The organism is Pseudomonas sp. ZS1P83 (assembly GCF_054897825.1).
The window spans coordinates 3,885,474-3,909,993 of sequence record NZ_CM142706.1 but is presented as its reverse complement, the minus strand read 5'-3'; the positions used below and the strand labels follow the sequence as shown (position 1 = coordinate 3,909,993).

At 60.0% G+C, this 24,520-nt stretch carries 21 protein-coding genes and 1 pseudogene; 16 read left to right on the top strand and 6 right to left on the bottom strand.

Annotated features, from left to right (window positions below):
- Positions 1–127: 127 nt before the first annotated feature.
- The 6 genes and pseudogenes from ACYZT0_RS18660 to ACYZT0_RS18635 all read left to right on the top strand — a co-directional run bounded on the left by ACYZT0_RS18660 (position 128) and on the right by ACYZT0_RS18635 (position 7,262).
- Positions 128–1,121: pseudogene (locus ACYZT0_RS18660) on the top strand (PDDEXK nuclease domain-containing protein).
- A 108-nt stretch (positions 1,122–1,229) separates the two neighbouring features.
- Entirely contained in the window at positions 1,230–2,132 is a 903-nt protein-coding gene (gene cysM, locus ACYZT0_RS18655) for a cysteine synthase CysM (RefSeq protein WP_076028278.1), read from the top strand.
- Positions 2,132–3,484 carry a 23S rRNA (uracil(1939)-C(5))-methyltransferase RlmD gene (gene rlmD / locus ACYZT0_RS18650; protein WP_462042466.1) on the top strand — a complete coding sequence of 451 codons (1,353 nt, stop codon included), beginning with the start codon at positions 2,132–2,134 and terminating at the stop codon, positions 3,482–3,484. The genes cysM and rlmD overlap by 1 nt, the downstream gene beginning before the upstream one ends.
- 124 nt (positions 3,485–3,608) lie before the next feature.
- Positions 3,609–5,852 (top strand): GTP diphosphokinase, encoded by a 2,244-nt coding sequence (gene relA, locus ACYZT0_RS18645; RefSeq protein ID WP_462042465.1) that lies wholly within the window; start codon positions 3,609–3,611, stop codon positions 5,850–5,852.
- Positions 5,853–5,857: 5 nt separating this feature from the next.
- Positions 5,858–6,691 carry a nucleoside triphosphate pyrophosphohydrolase gene (gene mazG, locus ACYZT0_RS18640; RefSeq protein ID WP_462042464.1) on the top strand — a complete coding sequence of 278 codons (834 nt, stop codon included), beginning with the start codon at positions 5,858–5,860 and terminating at the stop codon, positions 6,689–6,691.
- Positions 6,692–6,719: 28 nt separating this feature from the next.
- Positions 6,720–7,262, top strand: coding sequence for a DUF2058 domain-containing protein (locus ACYZT0_RS18635; protein WP_462042463.1), 543 nt, complete (start codon positions 6,720–6,722; stop codon positions 7,260–7,262).
- 863 nt (positions 7,263–8,125) lie between these two features.
- Here the strand turns inward: ACYZT0_RS18635 and ACYZT0_RS18630 are convergent.
- The 6 genes from ACYZT0_RS18630 to ACYZT0_RS18605 form a co-directional block, all read right to left on the bottom strand.
- A complete protein-coding gene (locus tag ACYZT0_RS18630; protein WP_462042462.1) occupies positions 8,126–8,314 on the bottom strand; it encodes a hypothetical protein in 189 nt (62 codons plus the stop codon).
- A 368-nt stretch (positions 8,315–8,682) separates the two neighbouring features.
- The gene (gene fabB, locus ACYZT0_RS18625; protein WP_462042461.1) at positions 8,683–9,903 is read right to left on the bottom strand and encodes a beta-ketoacyl-ACP synthase I; all 1,221 of its coding nucleotides are present in this window, start codon (positions 9,901–9,903) and stop codon (positions 8,683–8,685) included.
- A gap of 11 nt (positions 9,904–9,914) precedes the next feature.
- On the bottom strand, positions 9,915–10,430 hold the full coding sequence (gene fabA, locus ACYZT0_RS18620) for a 3-hydroxyacyl-[acyl-carrier-protein] dehydratase FabA (protein ID WP_042560484.1): 516 nt from the start codon (positions 10,428–10,430) through the stop codon (positions 9,915–9,917).
- A gap of 247 nt (positions 10,431–10,677) precedes the next feature.
- Complete coding sequence (locus ACYZT0_RS18615; protein WP_462042460.1) at positions 10,678–12,579, bottom strand: ATP-binding protein; 1,902 nt, start codon at positions 12,577–12,579, stop codon at positions 10,678–10,680.
- The gene (locus ACYZT0_RS18610) at positions 12,576–13,508 is read right to left on the bottom strand and encodes an ABC transporter substrate-binding protein (protein WP_462042459.1); all 933 of its coding nucleotides are present in this window, start codon (positions 13,506–13,508) and stop codon (positions 12,576–12,578) included. The genes ACYZT0_RS18615 and ACYZT0_RS18610 overlap by 4 nt, the downstream gene beginning before the upstream one ends.
- A gap of 1 nt (position 13,509) precedes the next feature.
- Positions 13,510–15,633, bottom strand: a complete 2,124-nt coding sequence (locus ACYZT0_RS18605; protein WP_462042458.1) for a TonB-dependent receptor plug domain-containing protein — start codon at positions 15,631–15,633, stop codon at positions 13,510–13,512.
- Between the two features lie 196 nt (positions 15,634–15,829).
- Between ACYZT0_RS18605 and ACYZT0_RS18600 the strand changes: the two genes are divergently transcribed.
- The 10 genes from ACYZT0_RS18600 (at position 15,830) to ACYZT0_RS18555 (ending at position 24,478) form a co-directional block, all read left to right on the top strand.
- Entirely contained in the window at positions 15,830–16,855 is a 1,026-nt protein-coding gene (locus ACYZT0_RS18600) for an NAD(P)H-dependent glycerol-3-phosphate dehydrogenase (RefSeq protein ID WP_282375661.1), read from the top strand.
- 30 nt (positions 16,856–16,885) lie between these two features.
- The gene (locus ACYZT0_RS18595) at positions 16,886–17,233 is read left to right on the top strand and encodes a DUF4389 domain-containing protein (RefSeq protein ID WP_462031833.1); all 348 of its coding nucleotides are present in this window, start codon (positions 16,886–16,888) and stop codon (positions 17,231–17,233) included.
- Complete coding sequence (sixA, locus tag ACYZT0_RS18590; protein WP_462042457.1) at positions 17,230–17,682, top strand: phosphohistidine phosphatase SixA; 453 nt, start codon at positions 17,230–17,232, stop codon at positions 17,680–17,682. Before ACYZT0_RS18595 ends, sixA begins: the two co-directional genes overlap by 4 nt.
- Positions 17,683–17,892: 210 nt before the next feature.
- Positions 17,893–19,560 (top strand): AMP-binding protein, encoded by a 1,668-nt coding sequence (locus ACYZT0_RS18585; protein WP_462042456.1) that lies wholly within the window; start codon positions 17,893–17,895, stop codon positions 19,558–19,560.
- Positions 19,561–19,592: 32 nt separating this feature from the next.
- Complete coding sequence (locus ACYZT0_RS18580) at positions 19,593–20,036, top strand: hotdog fold thioesterase (RefSeq protein WP_462042455.1); 444 nt, start codon at positions 19,593–19,595, stop codon at positions 20,034–20,036.
- A gap of 134 nt (positions 20,037–20,170) precedes the next feature.
- Positions 20,171–20,977 carry an alpha/beta fold hydrolase gene (locus tag ACYZT0_RS18575; RefSeq protein ID WP_449645240.1) on the top strand — a complete coding sequence of 269 codons (807 nt, stop codon included), beginning with the start codon at positions 20,171–20,173 and terminating at the stop codon, positions 20,975–20,977.
- Positions 20,974–21,828, top strand: a complete 855-nt coding sequence (locus ACYZT0_RS18570) for an alpha/beta hydrolase (protein ID WP_462042454.1) — start codon at positions 20,974–20,976, stop codon at positions 21,826–21,828. The genes ACYZT0_RS18575 and ACYZT0_RS18570 overlap by 4 nt, the downstream gene beginning before the upstream one ends.
- Before the next feature lie 50 nt (positions 21,829–21,878).
- Positions 21,879–22,538, top strand: coding sequence for a glutathione S-transferase family protein (locus ACYZT0_RS18565; RefSeq protein WP_462042453.1), 660 nt, complete (start codon positions 21,879–21,881; stop codon positions 22,536–22,538).
- An 8-nt stretch (positions 22,539–22,546) separates the two neighbouring features.
- Positions 22,547–23,353 (top strand): DUF4892 domain-containing protein, encoded by an 807-nt coding sequence (locus tag ACYZT0_RS18560; protein ID WP_462042452.1) that lies wholly within the window; start codon positions 22,547–22,549, stop codon positions 23,351–23,353.
- Between the two features lie 69 nt (positions 23,354–23,422).
- Positions 23,423–24,478: an AI-2E family transporter gene (locus tag ACYZT0_RS18555; protein WP_462042451.1), complete on the top strand. Its 1,056-nt coding sequence runs from the start codon at positions 23,423–23,425 to the stop codon at positions 24,476–24,478.
- The last annotated feature ends 42 nt before the right edge of the window (positions 24,479–24,520 follow it).

The following is a 24,520-nucleotide window of genomic DNA, read 5'->3' as shown; positions in this document are numbered from 1 at the left end:
TCTGACTCTGATCATGCCGGAGCGTTCCCGTTATTTTGTATGACCTTTCCTAAAGAGTATCGCCGACACCTTAAGCCTGACTTGACGGAATAGACTCGCGTTTTTCCTCGTCCTCCAGGAGTTTGGCATGAATGCATCCAGCGTCCCCGGCGACGCAGCCGACGACCGTTTCAATGAAGTGCTTGCGCTGATTCAAAGTGCCAAACAGCAGGCCATGCAGGCAGTGAATACCCAGTTGATCGAGCTGTATTGGCAGGTCGGTGCTTACATCAGTCGCAAGCTGGAGCAGGCTGAGTGGGGCGATTCTGTGGTCAACCAACTGGCTGAGCATCTGGCTCAGACCCAACCAGGGTTGCGCGGGTTTACCCGGTCGAACTTGTTTCGCATGCGCCAGTTCTATGAGACTTATCACGCTGAAGAGAAAGTCGCACCACTGGTGCGACAATTGTCCTGGTCGCACAACCTGATCATTTTCAGCCTACGTCCGTTTGGCAGTTCAGGAAAAATGGTCGAAGCGCGAACTAGAGCGTCAGTTCAAAACCGCACTGTTCGAACGAAGCGTGACCCAACCAGCAAAAATCTCAGCAGTGCTGAAACAAGCCCATCCGGCAGCGCTTGAGATATTCCGCGACGCCTACATGCTCGAGTTTCTCGACCTGCCGGGTGGCCATGCCGAAACTGATCTGCATAAAGGGTTGATGGCGCGCCTCAAAGAATTCCTGAGCGAGCTCGGCCGCGATTTCTGCTTTGTTGGTTCCGAGTATCCGCTTCAAGTGGGTGGGTGTGATTTTGCCCTGGATCTGCTGTTCTTCCACCGTGGCCTTAATTGTCTTGGGGCCATTGAGCTTAAGGTCGGTCGTTTTAAACCGGAGTATTTGGGCAAGCTGAACTTCTATTTGGAAGCGTTGGATCGCAAGGAGCGCAAACCCCACGAAAACCCGGCCATTGGTGTGTTGCTTTGTGCCAGCAAGGATGACGAGGTGGTCGAGTACGCCCTTAACCGCAGCCTGTCACCAGCGTTGATCGCTGAATACCAGGTTCAGCTACCGGACAAACAGTTGTTGCAGGCCAAGTTGCATGAGTTCTATGCATTGAATGTCGGGCAAGGGGAAGAGTACTGATATAGCCCCTTATTCCCATAAACCATAAGCACCGCACTTTGCGTGATATGGCCTGCCGACGTTTGCCGGTATGATAGGCGCCCCCGCAGTCTGGATTGCGAATACGCCATGACCTTGCAGTACCCAACCATCGCCGATTGCGTCGGCAATACCCCGCTGGTCCGTTTGCAGCGCCTGCCTGGCGCCACCAGCAATACTCTTTTGCTCAAGCTCGAAGGGAATAACCCGGCGGGTTCGGTCAAGGACCGGCCGGCGTTGTCGATGATCACTCGCGCTGAGTTGCGCGGGCAGATCCACGTCGGCGATACGCTGATCGAAGCGACCTCGGGTAACACCGGGATCGCGCTGGCGATGGCCGCCGCGATCAAGGGTTACAAGATGATCCTGATCATGCCGGACAACTCCAGCGCCGAACGTAAGGCCGCCATGACGGCTTATGGCGCCGAGCTGATTCTGGTCACTCAGGAAGAGGGCATGGAAGGCGCCCGCGACCTCGCCCAGCGAATGGAAGCGGAAGGCCGCGGCAAGGTGCTGGATCAGTTCGCCAACGGCGACAACCCCGAAGCGCACTACACCACCACCGGCCCGGAAATCTGGCGGCAGACCGAAGGCACCATCACCCATTTCGTCAGCTCCATGGGCACCACCGGCACCATCATGGGCGTCTCGCGCTACTTGAAAGAGCAGAACGAAAGCGTGCAGATCATCGGTCTGCAACCGATGGAAGGCTCGGCGATTCCGGGCATCCGTCGCTGGCCGCAGGAATACCTGCCGAAGATCTACCAGGCCGAGCGCGTGGACCGGATCGTCGACATGGCGCAAAGCGAAGCCGAAGACGTGACCCGTCGTCTGGCCCGCGAAGAAGGCATCTTCTGCGGCGTGTCCTCGGGCGGTGCCGTGGCAGCCATGCTGCGTCTGTCCCAAGAAGTTGAAAACGCGGTGATCGTCGCGATCATCTGCGACCGTGGCGACCGTTACTTGTCGACCGGCATTTTCGACGCGCCCAACTGATGGCCAAGCAAGAGAGAGGCCTGCGCTTCCAGCCCACGGGCGGCAGCAAGGCCCCGCAAATCCCGACGGGTAAAAAGCAGCGCTTGAGCATCGAGCGCCTGGCCAATGACGGTCGCGGTATCGCTTTTTTTGAAGGTCGCACCTGGTTCGTCATCGGCGCTTTGGCCGGTGAAGAAGTCGAAGCGCGCGTGTTGGGCGCCCACGGCAAAGTGGTCGAGGCGCGTACCGAGCGGGTCTTTCAGGCCAGCGAATTGCGCCGCCCTGCACCGTGTCCGCATGCCGGTCGCTGTGGTGGCTGCAGCGTGCAGCATCTGCCGCACAACGAACAACTCGCCCTGAAACAGCGCATGCTCGCCGAGCAATTGTCGAAGGTTGCAGGTGTCGTACCCGAAGAATGGGCCGCGCCGTTGAGCGGTCCCGAATTCGGTTACCGTCGTCGCGCCCGAGTGGCGGTGCGCTGGGACATGAAAGCGAAAAAACTCGAAGTCGGTTTCCGCGCGGCTGGCAGTCAGGACATCGTTGCGATCAACGAATGCACGGTGCTGGTACAGCCCTTGCAACCGATCATGACCCGCTTGCCGGAGATGTTGCGGCGCTTGAGCAAACCTCAAGCGCTGGGGCATGTGGAATTATTTGCCGGATCAAAGTTGGCCGTTTTGCTGCGGCACATGGCGCCGCTGTCCGACGCCGACATGACGATCCTCAAGGATTTCTGCGCCTTCCATGAAGCCCAACTGTGGCTGCACGGTGACGGCGAACCGCAACCGGTCGAGGCTGACCAGTCGTTGGGTTATCGACTTGAACAGTGGGACTTGAACCTGGCCTGGCGGCCGGGGGATTTCATTCAGGTCAATGCCGGGGTCAACGAAGCGATGGTTGCCCAGGCGCTGGACTGGCTCAAGCCTGCGTCGGATGAGCGGGTTCTGGATCTGTTTTGTGGTTTGGGTAACTTTGCACTGCCGCTGGCCAAGGTCGTTCGTGAAGTGGTGGCGGTGGAAGGTGTGCAGGCGATGGTCGAGCGGGCCGCTGCAAACGCTGCTAGCAATAATCTGAATAACGCAAAGTTTTTTCAGGCCGATTTATCCCAGCCTTTGACCGATGCCGAATGGGCGCGCGAAGGCTTTTCTGCGGTACTCTTGGACCCACCGCGTGACGGTGCTTTCGAGGCCGTGCGCAAGCTGGCGTCTCTGGGCGCCAAGCGGTTGGTGTACGTGTCGTGCAACCCTGCAACGCTGGCGCGCGATACGGTCGAATTGATCAAGCAGGGCTACCGGTTAAAACGTGCCGGGATTCTCGATATGTTTCCTCAGACGGCACATGTCGAGGCCATGGCGTTATTTGAAGCGAGCTAGGACGGCTCGTCTGGTCCGACTGGCCCGCCCGTGCCGCGCTCGCATTTGCCCCGCGAGCGTTCACGGGTAACGAAAGGTCAGCGATTTGACGCATTGAATCTGCGTCGTAGGGAAGGTAAGCAAGATGGTACAGGTGAGAGCACACCAGCCGATCAACACCGACGGCAGTATCAATCTCGAGGCTTGGCTCGATCACGCGGTCAGTGTCGATCCGGCACTGGATCGCGAAGCCTTGAAGGAAGCGTGCGAGTTCGCTCGTGCGTCTGAACAACAGGCCAATGCGGCGAAAAATCTATGGTCCGAAGGGACCTCGAGTTTCCGCACGGGCCTTGAGATCGCCGAGATTCTTGCCGACCTCAAACTCGATCAGGATTCGTTGGTTGCCGCGATCCTGTATCGCGGCGTGCGCGAAGGCCAGATTGAGTTGCCGGCGATCAGCCAGCGGTTCGGTCCGGTGGTCGCCAAACTCATCGACGGCGTGTTGCGCATGGCGGCGATCAGTGCCAGCCTCAGCCCCCGTCAATCCCTGGTGCTGGGCACTCAGGGCCAGGTCGAAAACCTGCGCAAGATGCTGGTCGCCATGGTCGACGACGTTCGCGTTGCGCTGATCAAACTGGCCGAACGCACCTGCGCGATCCGTGCGGTGAAAACTGCCGATGACGAGAAACGCAACCGCGTCGCTCGCGAAGTCTTCGATATCTACGCGCCTTTGGCTCACCGTCTCGGTATCGGTCACATCAAGTGGGAACTTGAGGACCTGTCCTTCCGTTACCTTGAGCCCGACCAGTACAAACAAATCGCCAAGTTGCTCCATGAGCGGCGTCTGGATCGCGAGCGCTTTATCGCCGACGTGATGAACCAGTTGAAGAATGAGCTGACCGCCACCGGCGTCGATGCCGACATCAGCGGCCGCGCCAAACACATCTATTCGATCTGGCGCAAAATGCAGCGCAAGGGTCTGGAGTTCAGCCAGATCTACGACGTGCGTGCCGTTCGCGTGCTGGTGCCGGAAATGCGCGACTGCTACACCGCGCTCGGTATCGTCCACACCCTGTGGCGGCACATCCCGAAAGAATTCGACGACTACATCGCCAACCCGAAAGAGAACGGCTACCGCTCGCTGCACACCGCGGTGATCGGCCCGGAGGGCAAGGTGCTGGAAGTGCAAATTCGCACCCACGCCATGCACGAAGAAGCCGAGCTGGGCGTTTGCGCGCACTGGCGCTACAAGGGCACCGACGTCAAATCCGGTTCCAATCACTACGAAGAGAAAATCTCCTGGCTGCGTCAGGTCCTCGAGTGGCACGAAGAGCTCGGCGACATCGGCGGCCTGGCGGAACAGTTGCGGGTCGATATCGAGCCGGACCGGGTCTACATCTTTACGCCGGACGGTCACGCCATCGACTTGCCGAAGGGCTCGACACCGCTGGACTTCGCCTACCGCGTGCACACCGAAATCGGTCACAACTGCCGCGGCGCCAAGATCAACGGGCGCATCGTGCCGCTCAACTACAGCCTGCAAACCGGTGAACAGGTCGAGATCATTACCAGCAAGCACGGCACCCCGAGCCGCGACTGGCTGAACTCGAACCTGGGTTACATCACCACCTCGCGGGCACGGGCGAAGATCGTTCACTGGTTCAAATTGCAGGCGCGCGATCAAAACGTCGCGGCCGGTAAAACCTTGCTCGAGCGCGAACTCAATCGCCTCGGCCTGCCAGCGGTGGATTTCGACAAGCTGGCCGAAAAGGCCAACATGAAAACCGCCGAGGACATGTTCGCCGCCCTCGGTGCCGGCGATTTGCGCCTCGCACAACTGGTCAATCTGGCGCAGCAACTGGTCGAGCCGGAACGCGGCAACGAGCAACTGGAACTGATTCCGCGCAAGGCCACCGGCTACAAACCGGGCAAGCGCGGTGATATCCAGATCCAGGGCGTCGGCAACCTGATGACCCAGATGGCCGGCTGCTGCCAGCCGCTGCCGGGGGATGCGATCGTCGGTTACATCACCCAGGGCCGGGGCGTGAGCATTCACCGTCAGGACTGCGCCTCGGTGCTGCAACTGGGCGGGCGCGAGCCTGAGCGGATCATTCAGGTCAGCTGGGGCCCGGTGCCGGTGCTCACCTATCCGGTGGACATCATCATCCGTGCTTACGACCGGTCCGGTTTGCTGCGTGACGTCTCGCAAGTGCTGCTCAACGAGCGGATCAACGTGCTGGCGGTGAACACCCGCTCGAACAAAGAGGACAACACCGCGTTGATGTCCCTGACCATCGAGATTCCGGGCCTGGATGCACTGGGGCGGTTGCTGGGGCGGATTTCCCAGTTGCCGAACATTATCGAAACCCGCCGTAACCGGACGCCGTGAAACCGATGTACAGCCTTGAAGACTTGCTGCACCTGATGAGCCGTCTGCGCGACCCGCAGTTCGGCTGCCCGTGGGACATCAAGCAAACCTACGAAACCATCGTCCCGCACACCCTTGAGGAAGCCTACGAAGTCGCCGACGCCATCGAGCGCGGTGACTTCGATCACTTGCAGGGTGAGTTGGGGGATTTGCTGTTCCAGGTGGTTTATTACAGCCAGTTGGCCCGGGAAGAAGGGCGCTTCGAATTCGCTGGCGTCATCGACAGCATCACCCGCAAGTTGATCCGTCGTCATCCTCATGTGTTTCCTACCGGCGATCTGTACGCGCCGCTGGATGTCCCGCGGTTGAGTGAAGAACAGGTCAAGCAACGCTGGGAAGAGATCAAGGCCGAAGAACGCGCCGAGAAATCATCCGCGCCTGAACAACTGTCTTTGCTCGATGACGTACCCGCCGCATTGCCGGCGCTGTCCCGTTCCGCGAAGTTGCAGAAGCGTGCAGGGCAGGTCGGTTTCGACTGGCCGGACGCCTTGCCGGTGCTGGACAAGGTCCGCGAAGAGCTTGATGAAGTGCTCGAAGCCATGGCCGACAATGACTCGGCAGCGATTGCCGACGAAGTCGGTGATCTGTTGTTTTCCGTAGTCAATCTGGCGCGTCATCTCAAGGTCGATCCGGAAACTGCACTGCGTGGCGCCAACGGCAAGTTCGAAAGACGCTTCCGTTTTATCGAACAGGCATTGCGCGATACCCACCGTCCCATAGAAGATTGCACCCTCGAAGAGTTGGACGCCTTGTGGGGCGAAGCCAAACGTCAGGAAAAGAATTTGCCCAACTGCGGTTGAGCAGTTGCCTAAGTGAGTAATAAGCACCATGAGCATTTCCCTTCGCGACCAGTTGCTCAAAGCAGGGCTGGTCAACCAGAAGCAGGCCAAACAGGTCGGCAAAGAGAAGCAGAAGCAGCAGCGTCTGGCCCACAAAGGTCAGATCGAACTCGATGACTCCCAGCAGCGTGCCGCCCAGGAAGCCATGGCCGAGAAGGTCAAGCGCGACCAGGAGCTGAACCGCCAACAGCAGGAGAAGGCAGAAGCCAAGGCCCGCGCCGCCCAGATCAAGCAATTGATCGAAGTTTCGCGTCTGCCGAAGCTGACGACCGAGGATTACTACAACTTCGTCGACGACAAGAAGGTCAAGCGCATCTCCGTTAACACGCTGATGCGCAACCAGCTCAGTAATGGTTTCCTGGCGATCGTGCACCACGCCGGCGGTTACGAAGTGATCCCCCGTGAGGCGGCCCTGAAGATCCAGGAGCGCGATCCGCAGCGGATCGTGCAGCTGAACGTCAAGACCGAAGAAGTCGCTGCCGAAGACGATCCGTACGCGGCCTATCAGATCCCTGACGATTTGATGTGGTAAGCCGTTAAAGGCTGCAACAACGACGTGCTGTTCACTTAGTATCGGGGCTTCAGGCGGACCTACACATTGGTGGCGGGTGCTGATCGGGGGCTTTGATTGGGTGTATATCCGTCATTTAGGTGATGGCTGAGGGCGGTTTCGCTTTTACAGCGAGTCACTTGGAAATACGGAGTGCCGCCCAACCCCAAGTAACCAAGGGATCTTGCCCCTTTCGTTCGGTGCCTCGCCTAGGCTCGGCATGCCCTCGCTCCGGTCCTGCTCCGTGGGCCCGCCGCCATCGGCCATCCATGGCCGGGGGCGGCTAACCCGGCATCCATGCCGGGTTGACGGAGAAGCTCAGGGCGTGAGGGGGCGTGCACCGCAAAAGCCAGCGCGAGGCGGCCTACCGGCCGGCCTGGCTTCAAGTGAACGCATTTCCCTGTAGGAGCTGTCGAGAAGCGAGGCTGCGATCTTTTGATCTTTTGATCTTTTGATCTTTTGATCTTTTGATCTTTTGATCTTTTGATCTTGCCGTTGCTGTTGCTTTGCTTTGGCTTCAGATCTGCTGCCCCTTTCCCAGAGGCCGAACGCAGGCGTTGCGCAGGGGGCACCGCGGCAAGGATGCCGCGGTAGCCGCCACCGGCCATGGATGGCCGATGGCGGCGGGCCCCCGGAGCAATGCCGGAGTGAGGGCATGCCGAGCCTGGGCGAGGCACCGAATGGCGGGGCAAAGCGCTTTGGTTACTTTCGCGCTTTTCGAAAGTGACTCGCTGTAAAAGCGAAACCGCTAGCCGCCGTTACCGCAGAAACGGATATGTACCCCAACCTTAAGTGAACAGCATTACGCTCATGGCGGGGTTTGTCGTTTTCAATGCCGTCATTGCTTATGCGGATTGGAGCTCTCGTTGCTGCTCCAGTTTTTCCAGTTCGGCCTTGTAGCTGTGGGCGTCGGTTTCGGAGTGGAACATCCCCACCAGCATGTCTTGTTGGTACACATCCCAAATCCGGATACCGGCGGCTACGCCTTCATGGGACATATGTGAATCGTCGCGTTCAGTTACTTTTACAGTCATCTGCTAGCTCCAATCTCTGTTATCTGCAGCAAGGCATGTGCAGGACTCTGTTATATGTTTGGTTAGCTGGCTAAGTAAACGACTGAGTTTGGTAACGGACTTCTGCAAAAACGGAGAAAGTCCTGCAGCCCGCCAAATACGCGACATTCGGTCGCAGGGCATTGAGTTTTATGACAAAAGCTTCATGTTCGCGAGGATGAAAACGGCGGATTGAAACCGGTACCTGTAGGAGCCAGGCTTGCCGGCGAAGGCGTCCTTGGGTGCGCCTTCGCCGGCAAGCCTGGCTCCTACAAAAGCAAAAGCAAAGGCACAAAAAAAACGCCCCGAACCAGTCGGGGCGTTTTTAGGTGCAGTGAAGCAGCGGGGAATTACTTACCCTGCCAGCGCTTCAGTACCAGCGTTGCGTTGGTGCCGCCGAAGCCGAAGCTGTTGCTCATCACGGTATTGATGGTGGCGTCTTCGCGAGTCTTGGTCAGGATCGGCATGTCAGCCATTTCCGGGTCCAGTTCGTCGATGTTGGCGGAACCCGCCATGAAGTTGCCTTCCATCATCAGCAGGCAGTAGATCGCTTCGTGAACGCCGGCGGCGCCCAGGGAGTGACCGGAGAGGCTCTTGGTGGAGCTGATCGCCGGAGCCTTGTCGCCGAATACCGCACGCACGCCTTCCATTTCCTTGGCGTCGCCAACCGGAGTCGAGGTGCCGTGGGTGTTCAGGTAGTCGATTGGGGTATCCACGGTGGACATGGCCATCTGCATGCAGCGGATGGCGCCTTCGCCGCTTGGAGCGACCATGTCGTAGCCGTCGGAGGTCGCGCCGTAACCAACGATTTCCGCGTAGATTTTTGCGCCGCGGGCCAGAGCGTGTTCCAGCTCTTCGACCACCACCATGCCGCCACCGCCGGCGATGACGAAACCGTCACGCTTGGCGTCGTAGGCGCGGGAGGCCTTTTCCGGGGTTTCGTTGTACTGGGTGGACAGGGCGCCCATGGCGTCGAACAGGAACGACTGGCTCCAATGTTCTTCTTCACCGCCGCCGGCAAATACGATGTCCTGCTTGCCCAGCTGGATCTGCTCGACCGCAGTACCGATGCAGTGAGCACTGGTGGCGCAGGCGGAGGAGATCGAGTAGTTCACACCCTTGATCTTGAACGGCGTGGCCAGACAGGCGGAAACGGTGCTGCCCATGGTCCGCGTTACACGGTACGGGCCAACGCGCTTCACGCCTTTCTCGCGCAAGATGTCCAGCGCTTCCATCTGGTTCAGCGTGGAGGCGCCACCGGAACCGGCGATCAGGCCGGTACGCGGGTTGGAGACTTGCTCATCGGTCAGACCGGAGTCGGCGATGGCGTCTTTCATGGCCAGGTAGGCGTAAGCCGCCGCGTGGCCGACGAAGCGATAGATCTTGCGATCGATCAGCTCTTCGAGGGGAAGGTCAATGGAGCCGGAAACCTGGCTGCGCAGTCCCATTTCCTTGTATTCCGGGTTGAACCGGATGCCAGGGCGGCTTGCACGCAGGTTAGCGGAGACGGTCTCTTTGTCATTGCCCAGGCACGATACGATGCCCAGACCAGTGATAACGACGCGGCGCATGCGGATAACCCTTAGAAGTTTTCAGTGGAGGTGAAAACGCCGACCCGAAGGCCTTCGGCGGTGTAGATCTCGCGGCCGTCGACGCTGACCGAACCATCGGCGATGGCCAGGTTCAGCTTGCCCTTCAGCACGCGCTTGATCTGAATGTTATAGGTCACTTTCTTGGCGGTGGGCAGGACTTGGCCGAAGAATTTTACTTCGCCCGAACCCAGTGCGCGGCCACGGCCCGGCAAACCTTGCCAGCCGAGGAAGAAACCGACCAGTTGCCACATGGCGTCGAGGCCCAGGCAGCCTGGCATCACCGGATCACCTTCGAAGTGGCAGGCGAAGAACCACAGGTCCGGGGTGATATCCAGCTCGGCGACCAATTCACCTTTGCCGTACTTGCCACCCTCTTCGCTGATATGGGTGATGCGATCCACCATCAGCATGTTGGGGGCGGGCAGTTGCGCGTTACCTGGGCCAAACAGCTCACCGCGACTGCAGCGCAGCAGGTCTTCCCGAGTAAAGGCGTTTTGTTTGGTCATGCGAGCTCCTCAATAATCCCATGCGGCAGGTGGGGCAAATCTTCCCGGCCGATCGAAGCGTTCATGCCTCGAGCCAGCAGCCTACTCATAGACTATTGCGTTGTGGTGAAAGTCACAGCACCAAGGACATGAATGTACACTTGTGCACTGAAATTATTATTCAAGCCCCTTTTCGGGCCTGTTCGGGTGCCTAAGACTGCCGCACTTTCGCCTTTCACGCCAGTCGCAGATAGCCGAAAGGCCTGCACTACTGTACCCAGCGCTGCAGAATTTGCTGCAGATCAGTGCGTTTGAAGGGCTTGGCCAGGTAATCGTTCATTCCCGCCGATAAACAGGCTTCACGGTCGCCCTGCAAGGCGTTGGCGGTCAGGGCAATGATCGGCAAGTCAGCGCAGCCGGGCAATTGGCGAATCTGTCGGGTGGCTTCATAGCCATCGATGATGGGGAGTCGGCAGTCCATCAGAATGGCGTCGAAAATCAGACTCTCGGCACTGCGCACCGCCTGCGCCCCATCGGTGGCGACGCTGACAGTAAAGCCCAGACTGCGCAACATTGCTTCGATGACCGTCTGGTTGACTGGATTGTCTTCCACCAGCAACACGTTGCGCCCTTCGCCATCACCAGTGCCGGTCTGAGTACGTGGCACCAATACCGGCAGCGTCTGTTTATAGAGTGCCAGCGGAATTTCCAGGGTGAACACCGAGCCGCGACCTTCCTCGCTCTGGGCGCGCAAAGTACCGCCCATGCGTTCCGCCAGCGTGCGAGCAATCGGCAGGCCCAGCCCGGTGCCACCGTAACGCCTCGAGATAGAACTGTCGGCCTGCTGGAAGGCGTTGAACATCAATTCCAGGCTCTCGGCCGAGATACCAATCCCGCTGTCGCGCACGGTGCAGGTGAACCACAGCAGTTCATGATCCAGCGACTGCCATTGCGGTTCGATGCTGACACGGCCTTGTTCGGTGAATTTCAGCGAATTGCCAATCAGGTTGACCAGGATCTGCCGAATGCGCGTCGGATCGCCCTGAACCTGCAACGCGCGCATGTCCTCGGGGATCAGTAGCGTGAGGTTTAACCCGCGTTGCACGGCACTGTGCGTGAACGACTGGGCGCAACTGCCGATCAGGTCCGCGAGGTTGAACGGAATGTGCTCCAACTCCAGTTCCGAGCGCTCGATGCGCGAGAAATCGAGAATGTCGTTGATGACTTTGAGCAGGTGTTCGGTGGACTCCGAGGCGAGCGCCGCGTATTCGACCTGTTCCTCGGTCATCGCGGTAGTTTCCAGCAGTTGCAGCATGCCCAGCACGCCATTCATCGGCGTGCGCAGTTCGTGGCTCATCATCGCGAGGAAATCGGATTTGGCGTTATTGGCCTTTTCCGCTTCCTCGCGCGTCTGGATCAACTGCGCCATCGCTTGATGCTGTTCGCGACTGGCTTGTTCGAGGCCGTCGGCGAGGTTGTTGATGTGTTGCGACAGCGCGCCCAGTTCGGTGTCGTCGACAATCGGCAGCGTCGTCTTGTAGTCGCCGTCCTGAATCGCCTTGACCGCGTTGCCGATGTCGCGGATCGGTTGCGAGAGGCTGCCGGCGAGTCGCCGGGCGATCAGGAAAGTAAACACCAGGGCAAACAGCGCCAGGATCCCGGCCTTGAACAGGATTTCCTGTTGACGCTGGCTGAAGGCGTCATTGGAAAGGCCGACGATCACCCGTCCCAGGTAGTCCTCGGCGGGGGCCGTGTTGGCGACTTTGCTGCCCTGGAAAAAATCATTGTGCAGCGCGATTCGTTGCAGCCGCACCGGGGCCTGGAACACTTCAACCTGGTGCGAGCGGTTGTGGGTTTCCGACGGTTGCTCGACGTACACCAGAATCCGGTTGGCGCTGTCCTGGACCTCCAGAAAGCGCACATTGGGCGTGGCCAGGGTGGCTTTGAGCAAACTGTCGAGCACCTCGTTATTGCCCGAGATCACTCCGTATTCGGTGGCCGGTGCCAGTTGGTTGGCGATCAGCTGCCCGGTGTGGTTGAGCTCCTGGCGCAGGTCCTGGATCCGCACGAAGGTGAAGAAGCTGATCAACAGCAACGTCAGCAACAGGGCAGGGCCGAGGCTGATGATTTGCGTGCGGGTGTTGATGTCCCAACGGCGACGGAAGGTCATGGGCGCTTTTCTCCTTCGGCCAACTGTGTTGCGACAGAGGTTTCATTCATCTGTTCAATGCCTAATGAACGAGCCACTTGTGGGTTACTTAAGACTTTGAAGTGTTGCGGGTATTGAGTACGTGGCCACGTGGCGGGCGGCCGGTCGAGCAGTTCGTCGAGTATCGCCAGCCAATCGCTCTGATCGCTGTAGGTACTGGCCAGGCTCCCCGCCCTGACAAACCCGGCGTTAGGACCGATCAGTGCCAGTTGCCGTGCATAACTGCTGAGCAACAGGTTCTTCGCGGTTTTCGGGTTGTACAAGTCGGGATCATCAAGGCCCAGCAACACGTCGCTGTTTTTCAGCAAGGTCTGCAGCGACCGGCTGTCGTTGGTGTTATCCCAGCGCTCGGTGACCACCTCAAGGCCCAGGGAGTGGGCGGCCTGATGCAGTTCTTTCAAGAGGAATTCGCTGTGGCTGTCGAAGAGCACGCCGACCCGTTTGGCCTGAGGCAGGAGCAGTTGGGTCAGGCGCAATTGTCGCTCCAGGGGCGGGTCGCTCCAGAGCAGGCTGAGGCGCGGGGGCAGGGTGGCGCCCAGATGCTGACGGGCTTGCAGGCGGCTGATGCGCAGCACCAGCGTCGCCGGGCCTTGGGCGTCTTGCAGGCGCCAGTCGAGGCTCGGCAGGTCGAGCAGAATCAAACGGGTGCTGGTGGGCAGTTTACCCGGCGCCGGCAGACTGGCCAGTGGCTGGAAGCGCACGTTATCGGCAGGCCGCAATTCACTCAGGGCCTGGGTGAAGGATTGCATGCCCGGGCTGTTCTCGGCGCCGGTCAGCAAAATATCCGCGGAGGTGGCCTCCAAGGGACTCAGCAGGCCGGCAAACACCAGGCACAACCCGGCCAGCAGGCGGCCAAGGATTGGCGTCTTCGGTGTCGGGCGATGCAGCATCTTAGAACGCCAGCTCCGCGCTGAAGTAAAGCACCCGGCGCTCGTCGTAGTTATTGTCGACGAAGGTAGTGGGCTGGCTGTCGAGGCGTTGCTGGAGCACCCCGGCCAATTCCAGGCTCGCCTTGCCCAGGCCGATGCGTTTGGCGATGCGTGTGTCGACCCGTTCGAAGCGGTAACCGTTCAAGGCATCATCACCGTAGTAGAAGAGCGCACTGTTCCAGCCATGGCCCCAGTTGCGCAGCCAACCGGCGGAACCGCTGTTTCGAGCAGTCTGTTGCGCATCCTGTGGGTTGCTCGCCTCGACGTCGACATAGGCATACGTCAGGCGCAGGCGATCGGCGCTGCTGATTCGCCAGTCGAGCTGGGTTTCGGTCCCGGAGAAGCGCGAGCTGTTCGCGTTGCTGGCGATGTACTGATTGTTGCGCAGCGGTTCGCTGATCATCCCGGTAATTTCGTCGTAAAACAGCTTCACATCGACCGCCAGTCCCCACTCGGCAAAGTAGCCGTTGTAGCCCAGTTCCCGGGAGCGCATGTGCTCCTGTTCGAGGTCGCCGGGGCCGCGGGTCTTGACGAAATAACGGGCACTGGACTGGCCATAGGCACTGGGCCGCAGGTTTGTCACCCGATAACTCCAGTTGACGTTGTTCTCGAACATGTCCGGCGAGCGGATGGCTTCCGAGTACACCGCCCGCAGGCCATGGCGCGGGTTGATCAGGTAGTTGATCGCCACCCGAGGGGTGAGCGAACTGCCGATCAATTGCGTGTCTTCGAACATCGCTCCGCCCTGCAGCAACCAATGCTCGGTGGCGCGCCACTCGAGTTGGCCGAACGCCCGCCAGGTGGTGTCGTCGAGGGTGCCATTGAAGTAAGTCTCGGAATCTGCCCGGTCGTAACGATAATTCATGCCGCTGACCAGCCGCAGATTATCGGACAGGCTGAGGGTGTCCTGCACTTCGAGGTCGTAGCGCGACTCCCGGGCGCTTTGGTCGATGTCACCGCAGAGGGTTTGTCGGGCGCCGTTTCTCCACTGGTCCAGCACTTGATTGGCCAGTGCACGCTGGGCCGGGTCACCTGCTGGCGCGCCGGGGCCGGTGTAACGCTCCATGTTGCGCGCCAGGCGTTCGGTGTAATTGGGGTTGAGCTGCCAGAGCTCGGTCAACTGCGGGCTGAACGAAACCTCGGCATCGCAGGCACGCCAGGTTTGCTGACGATCCCAGTGTTGCGCCGAGCCTTGGATATAAAGGCTGTGATCGGGATCGATGTCGAGGTTCCAGCGCAGCGAGCCAGCGTAGTCCTTAGCGATGACGTCGGAATTGTTCCCGGCAGCGGTAATCCCCGAGAAAACCGGGCGGTAGGTATACGGCCGCTGGTTGGTCCCGTCCTTGGCATTCAATTGCCAATCGATGCTCTGGTTTTCAGTGAGCGTCTGGCTGACCGCGAGGTTGAAGCGATTCAGGCGGCGGCTGTCGCGGTAATCGGCGCCGTTACGGTCCGAGTCGAAGCCGTCGTCTTGTTGACCGGACAGCGACAGGCGCAGGTCGCCGCCGTCCCAGCCCACACCCTGGTTGGCGTAAAAGTCGTCGATGCCGCGCTGCCCGCGAGTGACTTTCAGCCGCGTGCCGTGGCTGTCGGCCGGATTGCGCGTGATGATGTTGACCACCGCCATCAGCGCATTGGCGCCATAACTGACGGTGTTCGGGCCGCGGAAAACTTCGATGCGTTCAATGTCTTCCATGGCCACCGGAATGTCACTCCAGTCCACCGTGGCCAGGCCTGCGCGGTACACCGAGCGGCCATCGATCAACACTTGCATGCGTCGCGCTTCGGTCGCGTTGGTGCCGTGATAGTTCACCGCCGCCTGGTTACCGCTGATGTTGCCGACCATCATCCCCGGCACCAGTCGCAGCAACTCGCTGATGTCCCGGGCGCCACTGGCGTTGATCAGTTCGCTGTCGATTACCGTCATACTCCCCGGCACCGCGGCCGGCGATTGCTTGAGTCGCGTCGCGGTCAACACTTGCGGCAGCGGCTCGCTGTCGAGGAACAAGTCGTCGGCGAGCAATGGCGAGCTGAAAATCAGCGCCAGTACCAGCGGCGAGCGAGATGAAGGGGAGCCAAACGACACAACACATCCTTGATAGCGAACAATTGGCGCGCATGTTAACCGAGCGCAATGACTTTTCCAGTCACGTTGTGGGCATTTTCCTCGGTTTTCTTGGTCTTCTTCCTATAAGTGCCAGTAATTGATGCGGGGGCTGGCCGCCACTGGGCCGCTCCGTATAATGCCGTCATCGCCACTGGTATGGATTAACGGATTGCATATGACTGAACAGCGCCCAATTGCGGTCCTGGGAGGCGGAAGTTTTGGTACCGCCGTGGCTAATCTGCTGGCCGAGAACGGGCATCAGGTGCGGCAGTGGATGCGTGACCCTGAACAGGCCGAAGCCATTCGGGTCAATCGCGAGAACCCGCGTTACCTCAAAGGCATCAAGATTCTCCCGGCCGTCGAGCCTGTCACTGACCTGCTGGCCACCCTGGAAGCTTGCGACCTGTGCTTCGTCGCGCTGCCGTCCAGCGCGCTGCGCTCAGTGCTGGCTCCTCACGCCGCACGTTTGAGCGGCAAGTTGCTGGTGAGCCTGACCAAAGGCATCGAAGCCCACACCTTCAAGCTGATGAGCGAAATCCTCGAAGAGATCGCCCCGCAAGCGCGCATCGGCGTACTGTCCGGACCGAACCTGGCCCGAGAAATCGCCGAACACGCGCTGACCGCCACGGTGGTCGCCAGCGAAGACGAAGAACTCTGCCAGCGGGTCCAGGAGGCGTTGCATGGCCGGACCTTTCGCGTGTACGCCAGCGCCGACCGCTTCGGCGTGGAATTGGGCGGCGCGTTGAAAAACGTCTACGCGATCATTGCCGGCATGGCAGTGGCGCTGGGCATGGGCGAAAACACCAAAAGCATGCTGATCACCCGGGCGTTGGCGGAAATGACCCGCTTTGCGGTGAATCAGGGCGCCAACCCAATGACCTTCCTTGGTTTGGCGGGCGTCGGCGATTTGATCGTCACGTGCTCGTCGCCGAAAAGCCGTAACTACCAGGTCGGGTTCGCCCTCGGCCAGGGCTTGAGCCTGGAAGACGCGGTCACGCGCCTGGGCGAAGTCGCCGAAGGGGTCAACACCCTCAAGGTGCTCAAGGCCAAGGCTCAGGAGGTGGGCGTGTATATGCCGCTGGTCGCCGGGCTCCACGCCATCCTGTTCGAAGGGCGCACGCTGGAGCAGGTGATCGGTCTATTGATGCGTGCCGAGCCGAAAACCGACGTCGATTTCATTTCCACCAGTGGTTTCAACTGAGTACTCAATGACAGGGGCAGGGAGCAAGACATGAACGATCCGAAAGAAGAAGCCAAGTACGAATCCATCCTGCTGAGGGTGTTGTGGATGATTGTCTACGTGCTGGTGTGGCAAGTGGCGCAATTCATCCTCGGCGCCGTGGTGTTGGTGCAGTTGATCTATCGTTTGATCTATGGTGCCCCAAGCGCCAGCCTGATGAATTTCGGCGACAGCCTGAGCCAGTTTCTGGCACAGATCGGTCGTTTCGGCAGTTTCCACAGCGACCAGAAACCCTGGCCGTTCGCCGACTGGCCGACGCCGCGTACACCGGAAGGTGAAGCGCCGCACGTCGTGGCGCCAGCCCCGCATCCAGCCCGAGATGAGGAACCCAAGCTATGAAACTCTGGGTATTGCGTCATGGTGAAGCTGAACCACACGGCAAACGTCCTGATTCCGAGCGGGCACTGACGGCCCACGGTCGTGAAGAAGTGCTGCGCACTGCCGCCGAGTTGATCGGCAAGCCGCTTACTGCGATCTATGCCAGTCCTTTCCTGCGAGCGCAGGAGACCGCGTTGCTGGTACGTGAAGCCTTGGGCTTCCAACCGGAGATTCGCACGGTCGAGTGGCTGACCCCCGACAACCGCCCGCAAGCGGTGGCAGAGCAGCTGGTGTCTGTCGATTACGCGCTGCTGGTCAGTCATAACCCACTGGTCGGCAACCTGTTGGGTTACCTTCAGCACGGTCATGTGCAGGACCTGGAAGCGGTCCCCACCGCCGGCCTTGCCGAACTCGAAGGCGACTTGCCGCTGGCCGGGGGCATGAAACTCAACGGCATAAAACACCCCTGATCCTGCTTTTGTGGGAGCGTGGCTTGCCCGCGATGGCATCCACTCGGTCTGCCTGATGCACCGCAGCGCCTGCATCGCGGGCAAGTCGAATCGTCGCACCGCCGCTCCCACAGGGTCTGCGGTGCTGCCGATTGCTGTATGAAATAGTCAGCCGAGCAACTGCTTGGTTGACTACGCTTGCTCCAGAGCAAAAATAAAGGAGCGAGTCGCATGCCTGCTGCTTTTCGATTGCCGCTGGACGTCTTCTACGAACGTGAAGCGCGTCATCCCCATCAGCGTTTTTTGGTCCAGCCCACGGGCGGCGGCGAGGTCGAAGCGCTGACCTGGGAAGACGTCGGGCATCAGGCCCGTTGCGCCGCGCATTGGTTGCGGGCGCGCGAATTGCCCCAAGGCAGCCACATCGCCCTGATCTCGAAAAACTGCGCGCACTGGATCATCGCCGACCTGGCGATCTGGATGGCCGGCCATGTGTCGGTGCCGCTCTACCCGAACCTCACCGCCGAGACCGTGGCCCAAGTTCTTGAGCATTCGGAAGCGGCGCTGGTGTTCATCGGTAAACTCGATGACTGGCCTGGCATGTCTCGCGGGGTCAGCGCTGATCTGCCGACGATCAGCCTGCCGTTGCATCCGCCCGGCACGTTCGATTTCTGCTGGGCCGACCTGCAAAAAAGCTCACCGATCCAGGACGATCCCAAGCCGTCCGCCGACCAGTTGGCGACCATCATTTACACCTCCGGCACCACCGGCATGCCCAAAGGCGTGATGCACAGCTTCAGCAACCTGGGGTTTGCCACCACGCGCGGCACGCAGTTGTTCGGCCTGAATGAGTCGGATCGGCTGCTGTCCTACCTGCCGCTGTGCCATGTCGCTGAGCGGATGTTCGTCGAGCTGGCGTCAATCTACACCGGGCAAACGGTATTTTTTGCCGAGAGCCTGGACACCTTCCTCGCCGATTTGCGCCGTGCACGTCCGACCGCGCTGTTTGGCGTGCCGAGGATCTGGACCAAATTCCAGATGGGCGTGTACAGCAAGATCCCGGCAAAGCGTCTCGACTTCCTGCTCGGTCTGCCGATCATCGGCAAGCGGATAGGGCACAAAGTCCTCGTCGGGCTCGGGCTGGATGCCTTGCGCATCGCCTTGTCCGGTGCCGCGCCAGTGCCGCAGACCTTGCTGCTGTGGTACCGCAAACTGGGCCTGGATGTGCTGGAGGTCTACGGCATGACCGAAAGCTGCGGCTATTCCCACGTTTGCCTGCCGGGCCAGAACAAACCCGGCTGGATCGGCAAGCCATGCCCAGAGGTTGAGGTGTGGATCGCCGAGTCGGGCGAGGTCATGGTGCGCAGTGGTGCGACGATGCTCGGGTATTTCAAGGAGCCTGAGAAAACCGCCGAAACCATCACCGAGGACGGCTTCCTGCGCACCGGCGACAAGGGCGAGGAAGACGCCGAAGGTAACCTGCGCCTGACCGGGCGCCTGAAAGAGATTTTCAAGACCAGCAAAGGCAAATACGTCGCCCCGGCACCGATCGAAAATCGTCTCGCGGTGCATTCGCGCATCGAACAGGTGTGCGTGGTCGGCGATGGCCTGAGTGCGCCGCTGGGGTTGTGCGTGCTCTCGGCGGTCGGTCAGCAGGACGCCAGCGGAACGGCGCGCGCAAGTCTGCATTCAAGCCTCGAAAAACTTCTGGAGGAGGTCAACGGCGTCCTCGATAAACACGAACGCTTGCTTCGCTTGGTGGTGGTCAAGGACAGTTGGGCGGTGGAAAACGGCTTCCTGACGCCGACTCTGAAGATCAAGCGCAACGTGATCGAAGCCGCGTACGGTGCCCGTTTCGAAGAATGGAGCGAGCGCAGTGAAGCGGTGCTGTGGCAGGATTGAGCCACGAATAAAGCCAACAAAGGAAAACAACGATGAGTCTGTGGCGTACCACTCCCAACGTCGAGCAACTGAACGCAATCCAGAAAAACACCATTGGCGAAGTGCTGGATATTCGTTTCGAAGCCTTCGACGAAGAGTCCCTGACCGCGAGCATGGTCATCGACCACCGCACTCACCAGCCTTACGGTTTGCTGCACGGTGGCGCCTCGGTGGTGTTGGCCGAAACCGTCGGCTCGATGGCCAGTTACCTGTGCATCGATGCCAGCAAGTTTTACTGCGTGGGCCTGGAAATCAACGCTAACCATTTGCGTGGCTTGCGCAGTGGACGGGTCACGGCGGTGGCCAAGCCGATTCATATTGGCCGCACGACGCATGTTTGGGACATTCGGCTGAGCAGCGATGAAGGCAAGGCCAGTTGTGTGTCGCGGTTGACGATGGCTGTGGTGCCGTTGGGTGAGAATCCGCCCGCCCGCTAAGCAACACCCTGTTCCGCTACAAGGATCGGCATCACCCTGACCGGACTGTCATCATTCCTGGCACTTACGGTCATTGCTGTAGGCCCCAGTCTTACGGACAATCAACCCCTGTTCTAGCTCATGGATCGACCGGTATGTCGCAGCAGATATTTTTCGCCCACGCCAACGGTTTCCCCTCGGGCACCTATGGCAAGTTGTTCGCGGCGCTGGCGCCCGAGTATCAGGTGACGCATCTGGAGCAGCACGCACACGACCCGCGTTTTCCGGCGGACGACAACTGGTACAACCTGGTGGACGAGCTGATTCATCACCTCAAGCAGCAACCGGAACCGGTCTGGGGCGTCGGCCATTCCTTCGGTGGCGTGCTGCACCTGCACGCGGCGTTGCGGTGCCCCGAGCTCTATCGCGGCGTGGTGATGCTTGATTCGCCGGTGCTGACCCGTGCCGATCAATGGGTGATCCGGGCGGCCAAACGCTTTGGTTTCATCGATCGCCTGACTCCGGCCGGCCGTACATTGGGGCGGCGCGAAGAGTTCGCCGATCTGGAAGCGGCTCGACTGTATTTCGCTGGCAAAACCCTGTTTCGCGGCTTTGATCCGGAATGTTTCGACGCTTACCTGCAACATGGTTTGCACAAGGTCGGCGACACGCTGCGTCTGCGCTTCGACCCGGCCACGGAAATCAGCATCTACCGCGGCGTGCCGCACACCAGCCCCGGCCGCGCACGTCAGCTGAAAGTGCCATTGGCGGTGGTTCGTGGGCACAAAAGCCGAGTGGTGATGCGTCATCACGCCAGTTCCGTCGGACGCATGCCGTTGGGCGAGTCTCTGACCATGCCCGGCGGTCACATGTTTCCCCTCGAGCGTCCCCAGGACACGGCCACGCTGCTGAAAAATCTGTTCAGCCGCTGGGAAGGTCGCCGCCAACAGGATTGCGCATGAGCAACGTCGTTGAAGAAGTTCGCCTTAGCCTGCCGCACATCGAGCTGGCAGCGCACCTGTTCGGCCCCGAAGACGGCATGCCGGTGATCGCTTTACACGGCTGGCTGGACAACGCCAACAGTTTTGCCCGACTGGCGCCGAAGCTCAAAGGCTTGCGCATCATTGCGCTGGACATGGCCGGTCACGGTCATTCCGGGCATCGTCCGGCCGGTGCCGGGTACGCGCTGTGGGACTACGCCCATGACGTGCTGCAAGTCGCCGAACAACTGGGCTGGAAACGCTTCGCGCTGCTGGGGCATTCGATGGGCGCCATTGTTTCGCTGGTGCTGGCCGGTTCGTTGCCGGAGCGAGTGACCCATCTGGCGTTGATCGACGGCATCATTCCTCCTACAGACAAAGGTGAAAACGCTGCCGAGCGGATGGGCATGGCCCTGCAAGCGCAACTGGATTTGCGCGAGAAGCGCAAACCGGTCTACAAAACGCTCGACCGGGCCATCGAGGCGCGTATGAAAGGCTTGGTTGCTGTCAGTCGCGAAGCCGCGGAACTACTGGCCCAACGTGGATTGATGCCGGTGCCGGGTGGTTATACCTGGCGCACCGATAACCGCCTCACGTTACCGTCGCCACTGCGTCTGACCACCGAACAGGCGATGGCCTTCGTCCTGCGTGTCAGTTGTCCTGCAAAGCTGGTGATGGCTGCCGACGGCATGCTCGCCAAACATCCCGAGTTGCTGGAGCGTCTACCCTTTAGCCGTGAACAGCTGCCTGGCGGCCATCATTTGCACTTGAATGACGAACCCGGCGCCGACCTTGTCGCAGACTGTTTCAATCGGTTCTTCGCCGTTCCTTGACTTGCGCCGGGCAACTGTCGAGGCTGGGCGGGTTGAAATGGGAGACAACCATGATAGATCTCTACACCGCTGCGACCCCGAATGGCCACAAGGTCTCTATCGTGCTCGAGGAACTCGGCCTGCCCTACACGGTGCACTCCTTGAGTTTCGACAAAAAGGAACAGAAGTCCAAGGACTTCCTCAAGATCAATCCCAATGGCCGGATTCCGGCGATTGTCGACCGCGCCAACGGCGATTTTGCCGTGTTTGAATCCGGCGCTATCCTGATTTACCTCGCTGAACTGAGCGGCAAACTGCTGCCCAAAGACCCCAGGGGGCGTTCAGTGGTGCTGCAATGGCTGATGTTCCAGGTGGGAGGGATCGGCCCCATGCAAGGCCAGGCCAACGTGTTTTTCCGTTACTTCCCGGAGAAGCTCCAAGGCGCCATCGACCGCTATCAACATGAAACCCGTCGCCTCTATGAAGTGCTCGACACGCGTCTGCAAGCCGTGGAGTTTCTGGCCGGTGAGTACAGCATTGCCGACATCGCTACTTTTCCGTGGGTTCGTGGCCACGAGTGGTCCGGTGTCGCGGTGGACGGCCTGCCGGCATTGCAACGCTGGATGGCGACCCTGGAGGCGCGTCCGGCGGTGCAGCGTGGTTTGCTGGTTCCCGAGCGCATCGATGATGCCAGTGTCGTCAAAGGTGCCCAGGCCATGCTGATCCGATGAGCCTATCCATGCGTTCACTCAGTCTGCTGGCGCTGTGTTGTATCAGTCCCCTGTTGTTTGCCGCCGATGTCCCGGGCAGCCAGGACCTGTCGATCGTGCCGCGTATGGCCGATGCGCAGATCGTCGACTATCGTCCGGTCGCCGAACTTGAGCGGATCTATCCATTGGGTTCGATCCGCAAAATCAGCGGCCAGTTGCGCTTCGACGGCCAGGTCGGCGCGCGAGGGCAAACCACTTCGGTGACCTACGAGTTGCCACCGGAGCACTCCTCCACAGAAGCATTTACTGCCGCTCGCGAAGCCTTGCAGAAGCAGGGCGCCGAGTTGCTGTTTTGGTGCCAGGCCCGTGATTGCGGCGAAAGCAGCCTGTGGGCTAACGATGTCTTCGGCAATGCCAAACTCTATGGCGCTGATGATCAGCAAGCGTTTTTGCTGTTGCGCCTGGCGGCCCCGCAGGACAACACGCTGGTGGCGCTTTACGGCATCACGCGCGGCAATCGCAAAGCTTATCTGCACGTCGAACAGTTCGACGCCGCTGCGCCGCTGGGCGATTTGCTGCCGACTTCTGCAACCTTGCTTCGGGAGCTCAAAAGCACCGGTGAGCTCGATTTCCCCAAACTGACCGGCGAGCCTGACGATACCTGGCTGCGCCTGATCTCCCGTGGATTGAATCTGGACACCACGTTGCGGGTCAGTGTTTCCGGGCCGAAGGCCGAAGCCTGGCGTCAGGCACTGATCGGACAGGGGGTGCGTACCGCCAGGATGGAAGCCGGCAGCGTCGAGGGCGCAGGCTTGCACATCGAACTGTTGCGATAAGCTTTATCGGGCGAACGTGCAAGCCGCGTTCGCCTACTCTTCTGCCGACTGACTTTTTTCGAGATTTAAATGATCAATAACGATCGACTGTTGGTGCAGATCCTGCTCCTGGTGCTGTTTGGCGCGAGCTTCTGGGTGATGGCGCCATTCTGGTCGGCGCTGTTCTGGGGCGCGGTGCTGGCGTTTGCCAGTTGGCCGCTGATGCGTTTGCTGACCCATTGGCTTAATGGCCGCGAGTCTCTGTCGGCGGCATTGCTGACGCTCGGCTGGATGTTGGTGGTGGCGGTGCCGTTGGTGTGGCTGGGGTTCAACCTCGCGGACCATGTACGCGATGCCACGGCGTTCATCAAGGATGTGCAAGTCGATGGGCTGCCGCAAGCGCCGACCTGGCTGGGAAGTGTGCCCTTGGTGGGTGAGCGGCTGGTGGGGATCTGGAACAGCATCGATCAGCAGGGCGCGGCGATGATGCTGGCGGTCAAACCTTATCTGGGCCAGGTCGGCAATTGGTTACTGGCGCGCAGTGCGCAGATTGGAGGCGGGATTCTCGAGCTGACGTTGAGTATCGTTTTCGTGTTCTTTTTCTACCGTGACGGGCCGCGTCTGGCGGCGTTTGTTCATGGGTTGCTGGAACGGCTGATTGGTGACCGTGCCGGGTATTACATTGAATTGGTGGCGGGCACGGTGCAGCGGGTGGTGAACGGTGTGATCGGGACGGCGGCGGCCCAAGCGGTTCTGGCGTTGATCGGGTTTTTGATTGCCGGGGTTCCCGGGGCGCTGGTACTGGGCGTTGTTACATTTTTGCTGAGCCTGATTCCGATGGGACCGCCACTGATATGGATTCCGGCCACGGCGTGGTTGGCCTGGAAGGGTGAGTACGGGATGGCGGTGTTTCTCGGGATTTGGGGGACGTTCATCATCAGTGGCGTCGACAACGTGCTCAAACCGTACCTGATCAGTCGGGGCGGAAATTTGCCGTTGGTGATTGTGCTGCTCGGGGTGTTTGGCGGGTTGATTGCCTTTGGGTTTATTGGCTTGTTCATCGGCCCGACATTGTTGGCAGTGGCCTACAGCTTGCTGACCGACTGGAGCAAGAGTCAGGCTCGGGTTGAGGATCGCCGGCCCTAAGATTTTTGTTGGAACTTAGGGCCTCTTCGCGGGCAAGCCTCG